At 53.3% G+C, this 14,728-nt stretch carries 15 protein-coding genes and 1 pseudogene; 10 read left to right on the forward strand and 6 right to left on the reverse strand.

What is annotated here, in order from left to right; translation table 11 throughout:
- Positions 1-60 precede the first annotated feature (60 nt).
- From pfkB to H650_RS03585, 3 genes and pseudogenes are all read left to right on the forward strand, one after another.
- Positions 61-983 (forward strand): annotated as a pseudogene (gene pfkB, locus H650_RS03575) (6-phosphofructokinase II).
- A 111-nt stretch (positions 984-1,094) separates the two neighbouring features.
- A complete protein-coding gene (gene ghoS / locus H650_RS03580; RefSeq protein ID WP_020453994.1) occupies positions 1,095-1,385 on the forward strand; it encodes a type V toxin-antitoxin system endoribonuclease antitoxin GhoS in 291 nt (96 codons plus the stop codon).
- A gap of 104 nt (positions 1,386-1,489) precedes the next feature.
- The gene (locus tag H650_RS03585) at positions 1,490-2,350 is read left to right on the forward strand and encodes a fructosamine kinase family protein (protein ID WP_020453995.1); all 861 of its coding nucleotides are present in this window, start codon (positions 1,490-1,492) and stop codon (positions 2,348-2,350) included.
- Between the two features lie 44 nt (positions 2,351-2,394).
- Here the strand turns inward: H650_RS03585 and H650_RS03590 are convergent, their stop codons facing one another.
- A complete protein-coding gene (locus tag H650_RS03590) occupies positions 2,395-2,931 on the reverse strand; it encodes a YniB family protein (protein WP_020453996.1) in 537 nt (178 codons plus the stop codon).
- Between the two features lie 144 nt (positions 2,932-3,075).
- Between H650_RS03590 and hxpB the strand changes: the two genes are divergently transcribed.
- The 4 genes from hxpB (at position 3,076) to H650_RS03610 (ending at position 6,862) form a co-directional block, all read left to right on the forward strand.
- Positions 3,076-3,744: a hexitol phosphatase HxpB gene (gene hxpB, locus H650_RS03595; RefSeq protein WP_020453997.1), complete on the forward strand. Its 669-nt coding sequence runs from the start codon at positions 3,076-3,078 to the stop codon at positions 3,742-3,744.
- 146 nt (positions 3,745-3,890) lie between these two features.
- The gene (gene kduD, locus H650_RS03600) at positions 3,891-4,652 is read left to right on the forward strand and encodes a 2-dehydro-3-deoxy-D-gluconate 5-dehydrogenase KduD (protein ID WP_020453998.1); all 762 of its coding nucleotides are present in this window, start codon (positions 3,891-3,893) and stop codon (positions 4,650-4,652) included.
- Positions 4,653-4,749: 97 nt separating this feature from the next.
- Positions 4,750-5,340: a metal-dependent hydrolase gene (locus H650_RS03605; RefSeq protein WP_020453999.1), complete on the forward strand. Its 591-nt coding sequence runs from the start codon at positions 4,750-4,752 to the stop codon at positions 5,338-5,340.
- Positions 5,341-5,470: 130 nt separating this feature from the next.
- Entirely contained in the window at positions 5,471-6,862 is a 1,392-nt protein-coding gene (locus tag H650_RS03610; RefSeq protein WP_020454000.1) for an L-cystine transporter, read from the forward strand.
- Positions 6,863-6,948: 86 nt separating this feature from the next.
- On the opposite strand, the gene cedA is transcribed toward H650_RS03610, so the two are convergent.
- On the reverse strand, positions 6,949-7,191 hold the full coding sequence (cedA, locus tag H650_RS03615; RefSeq protein ID WP_017456539.1) for a cell division activator CedA: 243 nt from the start codon (positions 7,189-7,191) through the stop codon (positions 6,949-6,951).
- 215 nt (positions 7,192-7,406) lie between these two features.
- Between cedA and katE the strand changes: the two genes are divergently transcribed.
- Positions 7,407-9,662 (forward strand): catalase HPII, encoded by a 2,256-nt coding sequence (katE, locus tag H650_RS03620; protein WP_044489381.1) that lies wholly within the window; start codon positions 7,407-7,409, stop codon positions 9,660-9,662.
- A gap of 68 nt (positions 9,663-9,730) precedes the next feature.
- Here katE and osmE read toward each other — a convergent pair whose 3' ends face one another.
- A complete protein-coding gene (osmE, locus tag H650_RS03625; RefSeq protein WP_017456537.1) occupies positions 9,731-10,069 on the reverse strand; it encodes an osmotically-inducible lipoprotein OsmE in 339 nt (112 codons plus the stop codon).
- A gap of 253 nt (positions 10,070-10,322) precedes the next feature.
- Here osmE and nadE point away from each other — a divergent pair, with 253 nt between their 5' ends.
- Positions 10,323-11,153 carry an NAD(+) synthase gene (gene nadE, locus H650_RS03630; protein ID WP_020454002.1) on the forward strand — a complete coding sequence of 277 codons (831 nt, stop codon included), beginning with the start codon at positions 10,323-10,325 and terminating at the stop codon, positions 11,151-11,153.
- Positions 11,154-11,235: 82 nt separating this feature from the next.
- Positions 11,236-12,099: an excinuclease Cho gene (cho, locus tag H650_RS03635; RefSeq protein ID WP_020454003.1), complete on the forward strand. Its 864-nt coding sequence runs from the start codon at positions 11,236-11,238 to the stop codon at positions 12,097-12,099.
- Here cho and ves read toward each other — a convergent pair.
- The 3 genes from ves to astE form a co-directional block, all read right to left on the reverse strand.
- Complete coding sequence (gene ves, locus H650_RS03640) at positions 12,096-12,653, reverse strand: environmental stress-induced protein Ves (RefSeq protein ID WP_020454004.1); 558 nt, start codon at positions 12,651-12,653, stop codon at positions 12,096-12,098. The two genes, cho and ves, sit on opposite strands and share 4 nt — an antisense overlap.
- Before the next feature lie 310 nt (positions 12,654-12,963).
- Positions 12,964-13,443: an ATP-independent periplasmic protein-refolding chaperone Spy gene (spy, locus tag H650_RS03645; RefSeq protein WP_020454005.1), complete on the reverse strand. Its 480-nt coding sequence runs from the start codon at positions 13,441-13,443 to the stop codon at positions 12,964-12,966.
- A 314-nt stretch (positions 13,444-13,757) separates the two neighbouring features.
- Complete coding sequence (astE, locus tag H650_RS03650; protein WP_020454006.1) at positions 13,758-14,723, reverse strand: succinylglutamate desuccinylase; 966 nt, start codon at positions 14,721-14,723, stop codon at positions 13,758-13,760.
- Positions 14,724-14,728 lie beyond the last annotated feature (5 nt).

A 14,728-nucleotide genomic window follows, 5' to 3' on the forward strand; every position in this document is an offset into this window, starting at 1 on the left:
CCTTTCCCTTCTGCCTTAACAGTGCCAGGCTTACATCAGTCTGAGAAAAAGGAGGTCAACATGGCAGCTATATACACCCTTACGCTGGCGCCTTCGCTTGATAGTGCGACGCTAACGCCACAAATTTATCCCGAAGGTAAACTGCGTTGTACAGCACCCGTTTTTGAGCCTGGCGGCGGCGGCATTAATGTTGCACGCGCGATTGCCCATCTGGGCGGTAAAGCAACGGCAATATTTCCCACTGGCGGCGCAACGGGTGAACATCTCACCGCATTACTGGCCGATCGACCGTAACCGTAGCCACACAAGACTGGACGCGGCAGAACCTGCACGTTCATGTCGAGTCCAGCGGTGAGCAATACCGGTTTGTTATGCCTGGTGCCGCATTGAATGAAGACGAGTTTCGCCAGATTGAAGAGAAAGTCCTGACTATTGAGCGCGGCGCGATTTTGGTGATAAGTGGCAGTCTGCCTCCGGGTATCGAGGTTGAAAAGCTGACACAGTTAGTTAAGTCCGCGCAAAAACAGGGAATTCGTTGCATTGTCGATAGCTCGGGCGAGGCACTAACCGCAGCGCTCGCAATTGGTAATATCGAGCTGGTAAAACCCAACCAGAAGGAGTTGAGCGCGCTGGTCGGCAGAGAGCTTACCCAGCCTGATGATGTGCGCAAAGCCGCGCAGGAGATCGTTCAGGCGGGCAAAGCCTTGCGCGTGGTCGTCTCCCTTGGCCCGCAGGGAGCGCTGGGCGTGGATGCTGAAAACTGTGTTCAGGTCGTACCGCCGCCGATGAAAAGCCAAAGCACGGTGGGCGCTGGCGACAGCATGGTTGGCGCAATGACGCTCAAACTTGCACAAGATGCGCCTTTTGATGACATGGTGCGTTTCGGCGTCGCCGCCGGGAGTGCAGCCACCATCAACCAGGGTACTCGTTTGTGCGCGCAGGAAGACACGCAAAAGATCTACGACTATTTGCGCCATGCCTGACGTACCTCCCCTTCCGGCTGGAAGGGGAAATATCAAATATCTCCGCGGTGGTCGACAAATGTCACTCGCCGTCTATGCTAAAAAAACATCAAGATAACAACGAGGTGAAAGATGGGCAGCGATGGCATCACCCGCTACGTAGTTGAGGTCAAATTTCATGACCAGACGCTGACAGACATCAATGAGATCAATAACCACTTTACACGTGCCGGCTTTCTCCTCACGATGACGGATGATAACGGCAACGTACACGATCTTGGCACCAATACGTTCGGTTTCATCAGTGCGCTTAATGAAAAAGAGGTTCATGCGCTGGCAAGTGGGCTTGCTGAAAGCGCCGTGGACGAAGAGACGGAAATCACTGTCACCACCTGGGAGGCGTTCCAGAAACAGGAACATTAAGTGCCTTTCCACCGTTGCGTATGCCGGGCGTGCGTTAAGTCGGATTTTTCAACAGCTGTAGTGCGCTAACCTTATGATCTGGCTGATTACATGGGAGAGACATCATGTGGCAAGCGATAAGTGGTCTGTTAAGCGAACAACTGGGTGAAGGTGAAATTGAACAACGCGACGAACTGCCCGGTGGCGAAATCCATGCCGCGTGGCACGTACGCTACGCCGGGCGCGATCTCTTCGTAAAGTGTGATGATCGCGCACTGCTCCCCATTTTTACGGCCGAAGCCGACCAACTCGCCCTGCTGGCACGCAGTAATACCGTGCGTGTCCCTGCGGTTTGGGCGGTGGGAAGTGACCGCGACTACAGCTTTCTGGTTATGGAGTATCTTCCTGCCCGCCCGCTTGATGCGCACAGCGCGTTCCTGCTGGGTCAGCAGTTAGCGCGCCTGCACCAGTGGAGCGATCAGCCGCAGTTTGGCCTCGATTTCGACAACGATCTTTCCACCACGCCGCAGCCCAACGCCTGGCAGCGCCGCTGGTCAACGTTTTTTGCCGAGCAGCGCATTGGCTGGCAGTTAGAACTGGCGGCGGAAAGAGGGCTGGAGTTTGGTAATATCGACGCGATTGTCGAACACGTTCAGCAACGGCTGAGTTCTCACCAGCCGCAACCCTCGTTATTGCATGGCGATCTTTGGTCGGCCAATTGCGCCCTTGGGCCTGACGGTCCTTACATCTACGACCCGGCTTGCTACTGGGGCGACCGTGAGTGTGACCTGGCGATGCTGCCGCTGCACCCGGACCAGCCGCCGCAAATCTATGACGGTTACCAGTCCATCTCCCCGCTTCCTCCAGATTTCCTCGATCGCCAACCCCTTTACCAGCTTTACACTTTGTTTAATCGGGCAATCTTATTCGGTGGCGAACATCTGGTGAATGCGCAAAAAGCGCTGGATCGCGTGCTGGCGGCGTGAGTGTTGTGCTCAGACCCGGGGCGCAACGCCTCGGGTTTGAGGTGTTACAGAAAACCGAGCAGCGTAAAGAAGAAATAGCCTGCAACAATGATTATCACCGGTAATACATAGAGCGGGAAAATTTGCAGAAAGATGGTGTGATGTGGCACCACAATGCGTGCTTCAATCTGCTCACGCGTTAACCCTTCCGGTCCTTTGGCTTTCTCGAGGATCATCTGATTTTCCACACCTTCACGCAGAAAACGCGCCTGGCGGCTCATGCGCGCACCGGACGCCTGCAGCGCCAGCCCGACAAAGATCAGTACATAGATAACCCAGAACATGATGTTCAGACTTTGGTGGAAATCAGGTGTTGGCGAGTTGTACCAAAAAAGATTCAGGAATGGCGTGTTAAAACGCATCATCTCGATGATTACATGGGCGAAATCAAGCATCACGGCATTGATGCCCGGCTGTTTTTCGCTGTGATCGTACATAAACTTCAGTACAGAAATAATGGTCGAAATGACGGCTGGAATAAAAATCACCCAACCCAGAACGCGTTTCAGTACGGCGATGCGTCCAGCTTGTTGATACGTCATGGATTCCCCTTGTAAGTGACGCACTGTTTGCGCCTTAGTCTACCTGCTGATAACCATTTTCGCCTGATCTTTAAAGGCAGTATGATGAATGCTTAAACATAATTTCGCTTTTATCCCTGCAAAATCCTTGAATAGAGAGGTGTTATGTCTGCCCCGCGACAAATTCTTGCTGCCATTTTTGATATGGATGGATTACTGATTGACTCTGAACCGCTCTGGGATCGCGCCGAACTCGAGGTTGTGGCAAGCCTTGGCGTCGACATTTCAAGGCGCAATGAGTTACCGGATACGCTTGGCCTGCGCATCGATATGGTGGTTGAAATGTGGTATGCCCAGCAGCCGTGGAATGGTCCGGGCCGTCAGGAAGTCACCGAACGCATCATTCAGCGCGCCATCTCCCTTGTTGAGGAAGAGCGCCCGTTGCTGCCTGGCGTACGTGAAGCCGTCGCGCTGTGTAAAAACAGCGGACTGGCAGTAGGGCTGGCATCCGCGTCGCCGCTGCATATGCTGAAAAAAGTGCTGACTATGTTCGATCTACGCGACAGTTTCGACGCACTCGCCTCCGCGGAAAAGTTACCCTACAGCAAGCCGCACCCGCAGGTTTATCTGGACTGTGCGGCAAAACTGGGCGTAGACCCGCTCACATGTGTAGCGCTGGAAGATTCGGTTAACGGCATGATTGCCAGCAAAGCGGCGCGGATGCGTTCCATCGTTGTGCCGGATGCCGAACATCGCACGGACCCGCGTTATGTGCTTGCTAACGTGAAACTCGAAAGTCTCGAACAGCTTACCCTCACACATCTGCTCGGTTAATTTCTCCTCTGGGGTGATACCGATCGCCCCATCACCTCTCATTTTTGAAACGGCATTTCATTTTTATTTGTGTTTTCGCTGTCCACCTTCTATCCTGATCTTCAGGCGCAGATGCCCAGACAACAATTTATAACGCCGGAGTAAATATGATACTGGAAGCCTTTAAGCTTGCGGGTAAAGTGGCTATCGTCACCGGGTGCGACACCGGGCTGGGCCAGGGAATGGCATTAGGGCTTGCGGAAGCGGGCTGCGATATTGTCGGTGTTGGCCGCAAAGTGCCGCAGGAAACCGCCTCCCGCGTGCAGGCCTTAGGACGCCGTTTCCATGCAATTCAGGCAGATCTTCGCCACCAGCAGGGTCTTGAGGAGGTGGTTAAGCAAGCCGTTGCGACATTTGGGCACATCAACATTCTGGTGAATAACGCGGGCACGATCCGCCGCTGCGATGCCATTGATTTCAGTGAGCAAGACTGGGATGACGTGATGAACCTGAACCTGAAAACGGTCTTTTTTCTCTCTCAGGCGGTGGCACGGCAATTTATCGCTCAGGGTAATGGCGGAAAAATCATTAACATCGCCTCGATGCTCTCGTACCAGGGCGGTATCCGCGTGCCTTCATATACGGCGTCCAAGAGCGGGGTCATGGGGCTGACACGTTTACTGGCAAACGAATGGGCGCCCCATCAGATTAACGTGAACGCGATAGCACCCGGCTATATGGCGACCAATAATACGCAGCAATTGCGCGAAGATGCGGAACGCAGCCAGGAGATCCTTGAACGTATCCCGGCCGGACGCTGGGGAGAACCAGAAGATCTGAAAGGCGCTGCGGTGTTTCTGGCCTCAAAAGCGGCGGATTATATTAATGGTTACACCCTTGCCGTCGATGGTGGCTGGCTGGCGCGTTAAGCGCGCAGGATTGTGACAAAGAGTTACACCGTCACCTCTTCCGCCTACTGTACAAACATCCTATACTGTATGCATCGACAGTTGAGTGAGTTTGACCATGACGGCGGAAGGACACCTGCTTTTTTCCATTGCTTGCGCGGTGTTTTCCAAAAACGCTGAGTTAACGCCCGTCCTCGCCCAGGGTGACTGGTGGCATATTGTCCCGTCCGCTATTCTCACCTGCCTGCTGCCGGATATCGACCATCCCAAATCCTTTCTCGGGCAGCGTCTGAAGTGGATATCAAAACCTGTCGCCCGCGCTTTCGGGCATCGCGGATTTACGCATAGCCTGCTGGCGGTTTTTCTGGCACTGACGCTCTTTTATTTAAAAGTGCCGGAAAGCTGGATAGTGCCCGCCGATGCGTTACAGGGAATGGTGGTGGGTTATCTCAGCCATATTCTGGCGGACATGCTTACTCCTGCGGGTGTACCGCTGCTCTGGCCCTGCCGCTGGCGCTTTCGTCTGCCGCTGCTGGTGCCGCAAAAAGGGAATCAACTGGAGCGCGTATTATGTATGGCGCTCTTTACATATGCGGTATGGATGCCGCAAACATTGCCCGAAAACGGAGCAGTCCGCTGGTCATCGCACATGATAACGTCGCTGCAAGATCAGTTTAATCGCTTTATTCATCAGCAATCTGAACATTAAACCGGCATTTCTAAGGCTTTTGATATAACCCATTCCATTTGGATATAAGCCCGTTTCGGCACTTCTGCTAACCTTGCGCAACAGGAGCGGCCGAGAAGGCCGACCGAATAATGATATCAGGAGAACGGGAATGAATTTTCCACTCATCGCGAACGTTGTAGTGTTCGTGGCACTGCTGTTTTTGCTGGCGCAGGCGCGTCACAAACAGTGGAGCCTGGCAAAAAAAGTACTGGTCGGTTTAGGCCTTGGCGTGATCTTTGGTCTCGCGCTGCAGGCAATCTATGGTTCTGATAACCCGGTACTGAAAGATTCCATCCAGTGGTTCAACGTCGTCGGCAATGGCTATGTTCAGTTGCTGCAAATGATTGTCATGCCGCTGGTTTTCGCCTCAATTTTGAGCGCCGTTGCGCGGCTGCATAACGCGTCACAACTGGGCAAAATCAGTTTTCTGACCATCGGTACATTGTTGTTCACCACGCTTATCGCTGCGCTGGTGGGTGTACTGGTGACCAATCTGTTCGGTTTGACGGCGGAAGGACTGGTGCAGGGAACGGCAGAAACTGCGCGTTTGAATGCTATTCAGAGCAACTATGTCGGCAAAGTGGCCGATCTCACCGTGCCGCAATTGCTGCTCTCTTTCGTACCGAAAAACCCGTTTGCCGACCTGACCGGCGCAAACCCAACCTCAATTATCAGCATCGTTATCTTCGCTGCTTTCCTTGGCGTTGCGGCACTGAAGCTGCTGAAAGATGATGCGCCGAAAGGCCAGCGCGTTCTGACCGCTATCGATACGCTGCAAAGCTGGGTGATGAAACTGGTACGCCTTGTGATGCAACTGACACCGTATGGCGTGCTGGCGCTGATGACCAAAGTTGTCGCCGGTTCTAACATTCAGGACATCATCAAGCTGGGCAGCTTCGTTATCGCCTCTTACCTTGGCCTGGGCATTATGTTTGTAGTGCACGGTCTGCTGCTTGGCGTGAACGGCGTTAGCCCGCTGAAATTCTTCCGTAAAGTATGGCCGGTACTGACATTTGCCTTCACCAGCCGCTCCAGCGCTGCATCCATTCCGCTGAACGTGGAAGCGCAAACGCGTCGTCTGGGCGTACCGGAATCCATCGCCAGCTTCTCCGCCTCTTTTGGTGCAACCATTGGGCAGAACGGCTGTGCGGGGCTTTACCCGGCGATGCTGGCAGTGATGGTAGCCCCGACCGTTGGCATCAACCCGCTGGATCCGCTGTGGATTGCCACTCTGGTAGGGATTGTCACCGTGAGTTCCGCAGGCGTAGCAGGCGTTGGTGGCGGTGCGACTTTTGCCGCGCTTATCGTGCTGCCTGCGCTGGGCCTGCCGGTAACGCTGGTGGCGCTGCTTATCTCTGTTGAACCGCTTATCGATATGGGCCGTACCGCCCTGAACGTCAGTGGTTCCATGACCGCCGGTACGTTAACCAGCCAGTGGCTGAAACAGACCGATAAAGCGGTACTGGACAGTGAAGAGGACGCCGAACTGGCGCACCGTTAATCACCCGGCAAGAAATAAATAATGCCACTCGCTCCCTGGGGCATTGATTGACAATGAAAACCGCCTGCAATGTCAGGCGGTTTTGTTTACTCTTCTTCTATCTCGCCTTCCTGGCGCATTTGCAGCGCCCAGCGCTGCGCGGCTTCCGGGACACTAAAGATCGGCGAGCGGCGAAACTTTTCCCCCATCAACACAAACGCCACATACTTGCCACGCAGCAACCAGACATCACGATAGCCATCCACTTTTGAGGCGTGATCGGGGGGAGCCGGTTCGACACGCGGGACATAGCTGATAATGGCTCGGTTTTGTTGACGATAAGATTTCATAAGCGATGCGTTCTACAGACAAATTCTTCAAACATTAAAGACCTATCATAGCCGATTGTGAGCCTGTACGTCGCGCCTGGCACCACTTTCTCTGATTTTTCACTTCCTTGCTGCCTCCTGATTAACCAGGTTAACGCAGCACGTTGTTCTATAGTTAGAAGGGTTTTAAGGAAACATCGACCATTTTTCAGCAATGAAAACAGGAGACGAGTTCAATGTCGCACAACGAGAAAGACCCTCATCATCACGCCCCGGTTCATGACGCTAACGAATCCCGCCCAGGGCTGGACTCCCTGGCCCCTGAGGACAATTCGCACCGCCCTTCCCCGTGTCCCACAGCACCTGGCGAGCAACCGACCGCGCCGGGGAGCATGAAAGCGCCGGACACGTCGAATGACAAGCTGAACGCGCTGGAGCCTTACCGCAAGGGCGGCGAAAATTATCCCCTTACCACTAACCAGGGCGTGCGTATTGCCGATGACCAAAACTCCCTGCGCGCGGGAAAACGCGGCCCAACACTGCTGGAAGACTTTATCCTGCGGGAGAAAATCACCCATTTCGACCATGAACGCATCCCGGAACGTATCGTGCATGCGCGCGGGTCGGCGGCACATGGTTACTTTCAGCCCTATCGTAGCCTGAGTGATATTACCAAAGCGGATTTTCTCTCTGATGCGGATAAAATCACCCCGGTATTTGTCCGTTTTTCTACCGTGCAGGGCGGCGCGGGTTCAGCGGACACCGTTCGTGACATCCGCGGATTTGCCACCAAGTTCTACACTGAAGAAGGCATTTTTGACCTGGTTGGCAACAATACGCCGGTCTTTTTCATCCAGGATGCGCATAAATTCCCCGATTTTGTCCATGCGGTAAAACCAGAGCCGCACTGGGCGATCCCGCAGGGTCAAAGCGCGCATGACACCTTCTGGGACTATGTGTCGTTACAGCCCGAAACCTTACATAACGTGATGTGGGCGATGTCCGATCGCGGCATTCCGCGCAGCTATCGCACGATGGAAGGTTTTGGCATCCACACATTTCGCCTGATCAACGCCGAAGGCAAAGCTACGTTTGTGCGCTTCCACTGGAAACCGCTGGCAGGCAAGGCATCGCTGGTGTGGGACGAATCGCAAAAACTGACCGGGCGCGATCCGGACTTCCACCGTCGCGAGTTATGGGAAGCCATTGAAGCTGGCGATTATCCGGAGTATGAGCTGGGGTTACAGCTGATCCCGGAAGAGGATGAATTCAAATTTGATTTCGACCTGCTGGATCCAACCAAACTGATTCCCGAAGAACTGGTTCCCGTGCAGCGCGTCGGAAAAATGGTGTTAAACCGTAACCCGGATAACTTTTTTGCCGAAAACGAGCAGGCTGCGTTCCACCCAGGGCATATCGTGCCCGGTCTGGATTTTACCAATGACCCGCTACTGCAGGGGCGTCTGTTCTCCTATACCGATACGCAAATCAGCCGACTTGGCGGGCCGAACTTCCATGAAATCCCCATCAACCGCCCAACTTGTCCGTACCATAATTTGCAGCGCGACGGCATGCACCGCATGGAGATTGACACCAATCCCGCTAACTATGAACCGAACTCCATCAATGATAACTGGCCGCGGGAAACACCGCCCGGCCCGAAACGCGGTGGTTTCGAGACTTACCAGGAGCGCGTCGAAGGGGAAAAAATCCGCGAACGCAGCCCCTCATTCGGTGAATATTACGCACATCCTCGCCTGTTCTGGTTAAGCCAGACACCGTTTGAACAACGCCATATTATTGACGCTTTCAGCTTCGAGTTGAGCAAAGTGGTGCGCGCGTATATTCGCGAACGTGTGGTGGATCACCTGGCGCACATTGACGTGCATCTGGCGCAAGGTGTAGCGGAAAACCTTGGTATCACCCTGAGCGACGATCAGTTAAATATCGCCCCGCCGCCGGAAGTGAATGGATTGAAAAAAGATCCTTCGCTGAGTCTTTATGCCATCCCGGATGGCAACGTGAAAGGCCGGGTGGTGGCAGTTTTACTGCATGATAAGGTTAGCGCAGCGGATGTACTCAACGTATTGCAGGGGCTGAAAGCCAAAGGCGTTCATAGCAAGCTGCTCTATGCGCGAATGGGCAACGTGACTGCGGATGATGGCTCCGAATTACCGATTGCCGCCACCTTCGCCGGATCGCCGTCGCTGACGGTAGATGGCGTCATTGTTCCCGGCGGCGATATCAGCGATATCCTGCAGAATGGCGACGCGAAATATTATCTGCTGGAAGCCTATAAACACCTGAAAACCATCGCGCTTGCGGGTGATGCACGGCAGTTTAAGCGCTTACTGGATGTGGATGACCAGGGAGAGGACGGTATTGTCGAGGCGGATAACGCCACGGCGAATTTTATGGATGATTTTCTGACGCATCTTGCGGCGCACCGCGTCTGGTCGCGCATCAGCAAAATCGATAGCATCCCGGCGTAAGCGTTATTGCAGCCATAAAAAACCGGCCAACTGGCCGGTTTTGTATTTGCTCAGGCTAAAAACCGAAATTACTGCTTAGCTTGCGGGTCGGTATCATACTCGGCGCAGGTCTGGTAGCCGGAGTTCATGACATGACCAGTTTCATCCAGCGCAACGAAATAGGTTTCGGTTTTGCCGTCACGTTGACCCAGAATATAGGTCTGGCAAGTGCCGCGCGCGTGGATCATTGTAACTTCAGAAGAAGGACGACCAGCAACCTGCATAACCTGCTGGCGGCTCATGCCTTTTTTCACATCTTTCACGACTGGCTGAGAAACCTGATCTTTTGCACGATCGTAAGCCGTACAACCCGCCAGCATAGTCAGCACTGCAGCTGCACCCAGAATTCCTGCGATGTTCTTATTCATATTCCATCCTCTTTTGTATCCGCTTGTGTATCAGCGTGTTATCTAAGCCTGGAATATAAAATTGCATTTTTCAACTAACAGACGGCATTGGTATAACTTTCGGAGAAATCTAATAAAAGTGAGATAAGCTGCTAAAACGCCGTAAATTGCGGCACTCAAATCTGTGATCCTTGTCGTTTTACCGCCAAAGGGTTAATTTGGCCCTATTATCTATTTGCACCCTGCAAAGCAGGACAACACAACGGAGGGGTAAATGACTCTGCAACAAGAGATTATTCAGGCGTTAGGCGTGAAGCCCACGGTCAATGCCGAAGAAGAAGTTCGCCGCAGCGTGGACTTTCTGAAAACCTATCTGAAAACCTATCCTTTTTTGCAAACGCTGGTGCTTGGCATTAGCGGTGGCCAGGACTCCACGCTGGCCGGGAAAATCAGCCAGATGGCAATCAGCGAACTGCGCCAGGAAACGGGTAATCAAGCATATCAGTTTATCGCCGTCCGCCTGCCTTACGGTAAGCAAGCGGATGAACAGGATTGCCAGGATGCCATCGCGTTTATTCAGCCGGATCGCGTTCTGACCGTCAATATCAAAGCCTCAGTGCTGGCAAGCGAGCAGGCGCTGCGTGACACAGGCATCGAACTGAGCGATTTCGTGCGCGGCAATGAAAAAGCGCGCGAACGTATGAAAGCGCAATACAGCATTGCGGGCATGACGAAAGGCGTGGTGGTTGGTACAGACCATGCCGCCGAAGCGGTGACCGGTTTCTTCACCAAATATGGCGATGGCGGCACTGATATCAACCCGCTTTTCCGCCTGAACAAACGCCAGGGTAAACAGTTGCTGGCTTACCTGGGCTGCCCGGAACATCTTTATAAAAAAGCGCCAACGGCCGACCTGGAAGACGATCGCCCCTCACTGCCCGATGAAGCCGCACTGGGCGTAACTTACGAAAATATCGATGATTATCTGGAAGGGAAAACGCTGGACGCCAGTATCGCGAAAATCATTGAAGGCTGGTATGTGAAAACGGAGCACAAGCGCCGCCCGCCTATTACCGTATTCGACGATTTCTGGAAACAGAAATAACCTACAGGCGGCGCAAGCCGCCTCTTTTTTAGGCACTTATTGGCTGCTATACTGGATAGGTAAACAGTATCAGGAGTCTTTTGTGGTCAGGCGTCAATCAGCCCCGCGTCTTGAATTCGAAGCGGCGGCAATCTATGAATATCCGGAACATCTTCGTCCGTGGCTGGAAGCAATGCCCAAACAGCCCGGCGTCTATATTTTTCACGGCGAAAGCGAGGCGATGCCGCTTTATATCGGTAAAAGCGTCAATATCCGCAGTCGTGTGCTGTCGCATCTGCGCACGCCCGATGAAGCGGCGATGCTGCGTCAGTCGCGGCGTATTACCTGGATTTGTACCGCCGGTGAGATTGGCGCGCTGTTGCTCGAAGCGCGGCTGATTAAAGAACAACAGCCGCTATTTAATAAGCGTCTGCGCCGTAATCGCCAGCTCTGCTCGCTTCGCCTTAGCGGTGAAAAACCGCAGGTGGTGTATGCCAAAGAGGTGGATTTCTCCTCCTCTCCCAATCTGTATGGCCTGTTTGCCAACCGTCGCGCCGCATTGCAAGCGCTGCAGTCGATCGCTGATGACGAAAAGCTGTGCTACGGGCTGCTGGGTCTGGAATCGCTCAGTCGCGGCCGGGCTTGTTTTCGATCCGCATTACAGCGCTGTGCCGGGGCATGTTGCGGCAAAGAGACGCGTGAAGCACATGATGAACGCTTAGCTGCTGCGATGGCACGCCTGCAACTGGTCTGCTGGCCATGGCGCGGCCCAATCGGGCTAAAAGAGAGCGCTGCGGGAATGACGCAATATCACATTATTCACAACTGGCTATGGTTAGGTTCAGTTGATGAGCCCGCCGCTGCCGCGCAACTGCTGCGTTTACCGGCGGGTTTCGATCATGACGGCTACAAAATTCTCTGCAAGCCGCTGCTTTCCGGGGAGTACGAAATCATTGAACTGGGTTAATGGCCGGGCAGCCAGGTGATTTCACTGAACAGTAATTGCCCTTCTGACTTTAGCAACCGCAGAGTTTGCCGCCCTTCCTGCCAGTAGGCGCCCTGATCGGCGGTCAACAATTTATCGCCTAATTGCCACGCCCCGCTCAGAACGAAAATAACGCCGCCGCGTGTACCAATAGTGGTAAAGGTGCGATCGGCGATACGCACTTTCGCCTGGCAACGATCGCGGCGCGTCATCACGTTAAAATCCAGGGACATGCGCCCGTCTGAAAGTTCAGCCCTGACCGGCTGCTCACCGGCAAAAGTAAAGGGCTGGTGGTGTTTAAGCGTGTGGCTGAAAGCGCCTCCGCCGTTCAGCGTCACTTCGCCGCCTTCAATAAGGGTTATTACTCTATCCACACCGGGAAATTGCGGAAAATCACCGTTGCTGGCCAGAGAAGCGATACTGGCTCGCCAGTTAAAATCACGTGTTGCGGGCGGAAAACAGCAAATTTCTCGGGTTTCGCCCGCCCCATTACGCCAGAGATTTACCGGCATTTTACGGATATCAAAGAATTCCATCATCACTCCTGAAGGGCGCGGTGCTTCACCTGCGCCGCTGCCTCTTCGGACAGCCTGCATCATTGTTATTGTTTACTTTGCCATGTGTGAGTTATCGGCAGCCGACACGATTTGCCTTAGGCTACTGCGCAATCAGACATGTAAAAAATCATAAATTTCAGATAAGTAACATCGCCGCAAAAACGGGGTTTAACGAGGATACCGCGCCAGTAGCGGCTGGCAAGAGGGAAACAAGAAAAAACCGCCGGTTCTGCCCATCACGTAAAACAAGCGATGAGCAAAACCGGCGGTCTTAAGGAGGGGCGCTGAATTATTCAGCAGGTGCAGGAGGCATTTTACCTTCCGCTGCCGGATGTTCTGTCAGACGCTTCTCAAAATTGGCATTGAACTGCTTTTTCTGTTCCGGGGTCAGAATGTTGTAAATCTTGTTCTGCGTCTCCATACGTTTCAGCATAACGTCTTTATGCTGCTGTTCCATTTTGGTGATTTGCGCTTCAGCTTTCGCGCGGTCAAAGCTGTCGCTGGTAATGATGTCATGCATTGCGCGCATCTCTTCCACCGGCGGACGTTTCATTTCTTCGCGCTGGCTTTTCATGATCTCGCGGACTTGCTGTTTCTGCGCATCGGTCAGGTTCAGACCTTTGAACATCATGTCGTGCGGGCCTTTACCTTTGTGGTGCATCATGGGTTGCGCGTCAGCGGGTGCGGCGGTGGTATCCGCAGCATGAGCCAGACCTGCAGCGCCAAAAGCCAGGGTAGAGGCAACAAACAGAGCAGTCAATTTACGCATAATTTTATTCCTTACTTCGGTTTTACTTACGGCGGTTGCCGTGTTGACGCTAATCACTTTACTGGCTTTATCGTCAATTAATCAGAGCGACGGTAAAACAATGAAAGTGTAAATATCATTTTTACGTCAAATGTGAAGGAAATAAGGATAAAGCGTGAAGAGTCGAAAGTTAAATATTCAATATACTGATTAAAAAGGAATTATGGATAATCTTAAATCAACGTGATTTATTAATAAAGCGCTTCAACAGGATAATTCTGCAATTTATTTAAGAAAACCATAAAAATAAGCCCTGCGTGAACAGGGCTTGCTGTTTAATTAATTTTCTCGAGCATAAGTCCGGCACGTAAGCCAATGGCAACATTCGGATTCGGAAACAAAACATACTCCTGTTCATGTTGCACCACATACCGCTCGCCGCGATCTTCTGCCAGCAAAGTACCCGCACTGAAGGCCGTAAAATTGAGTGTATCCGCACTCATGAAGAGTTTAAATTCTTCACTGTGGCGGGTCAGTTGCTGCACCACCCGATAGCGCAGCGGCGTGTTTTCCGTATCCGGTGCGGGTTCGCCCGCCAGTAACGCCGCCAGCGCCCAGGCCGTGCGCTGGAACTGGCTTAGATCGTTTTCACCAAATGGTAACGCTTTGCCAAGCTCCAGTGTGCAAGCCAGCGCATTAAAATGCTCACAGCTGTAATGGGTAAAGGTGCCGCCCGGTGCCTGGTGAAACACCAGCGCCTCCAGTCCTGCGTCACCCAGCCATTCCAGAAACGGTTCATCCCAGGGCTCTGCTCGCTGTGGCAGCACGCCAAAGCGCACATGATGCGAACCGCGGATCGCGGTATGTAAATCCAGATGCCAGCGCACCTCATCGCCCGCCGCAAAGAAATGCGTCACCGCTCGTTCAAGCTGGGCGGCGCGCACTGTTTCATCGTTGGGCGGCAACTGCTGCCAGCGGCCACCAAACATCCGGTTGAGATCGTTATGCAAAAATCGCTTGTTTTGCGCCAGCGCCTGCGGGTTTCCAAGGATCACCAGCAGCCGCCAGGTGAGTGGCTGTTCGCCCGCAAAGACATTCTTAAGCAACAGATCCAGCATCTCCACCGGCGCGGTTTCATTACCGTGGATAGCACACGAGATAACCAGCGATCGCCCGACGGATTGTTTCGGGATCAGCTCCAGAATCCCTTGTTCGTGCCACAACCAGTGAATACCGCCCGACTCCCCTGACATTTTTCGCGGGATGTCGCCCGCAAGCGTTGCAGCAAGAAAGTTATCCATACGGC

Origin of the sequence: Enterobacter sp. R4-368, from assembly GCF_000410515.1 — a bacterium.
In the GTDB taxonomy this organism is placed as follows: domain Bacteria; phylum Pseudomonadota; class Gammaproteobacteria; order Enterobacterales; family Enterobacteriaceae; genus Kosakonia.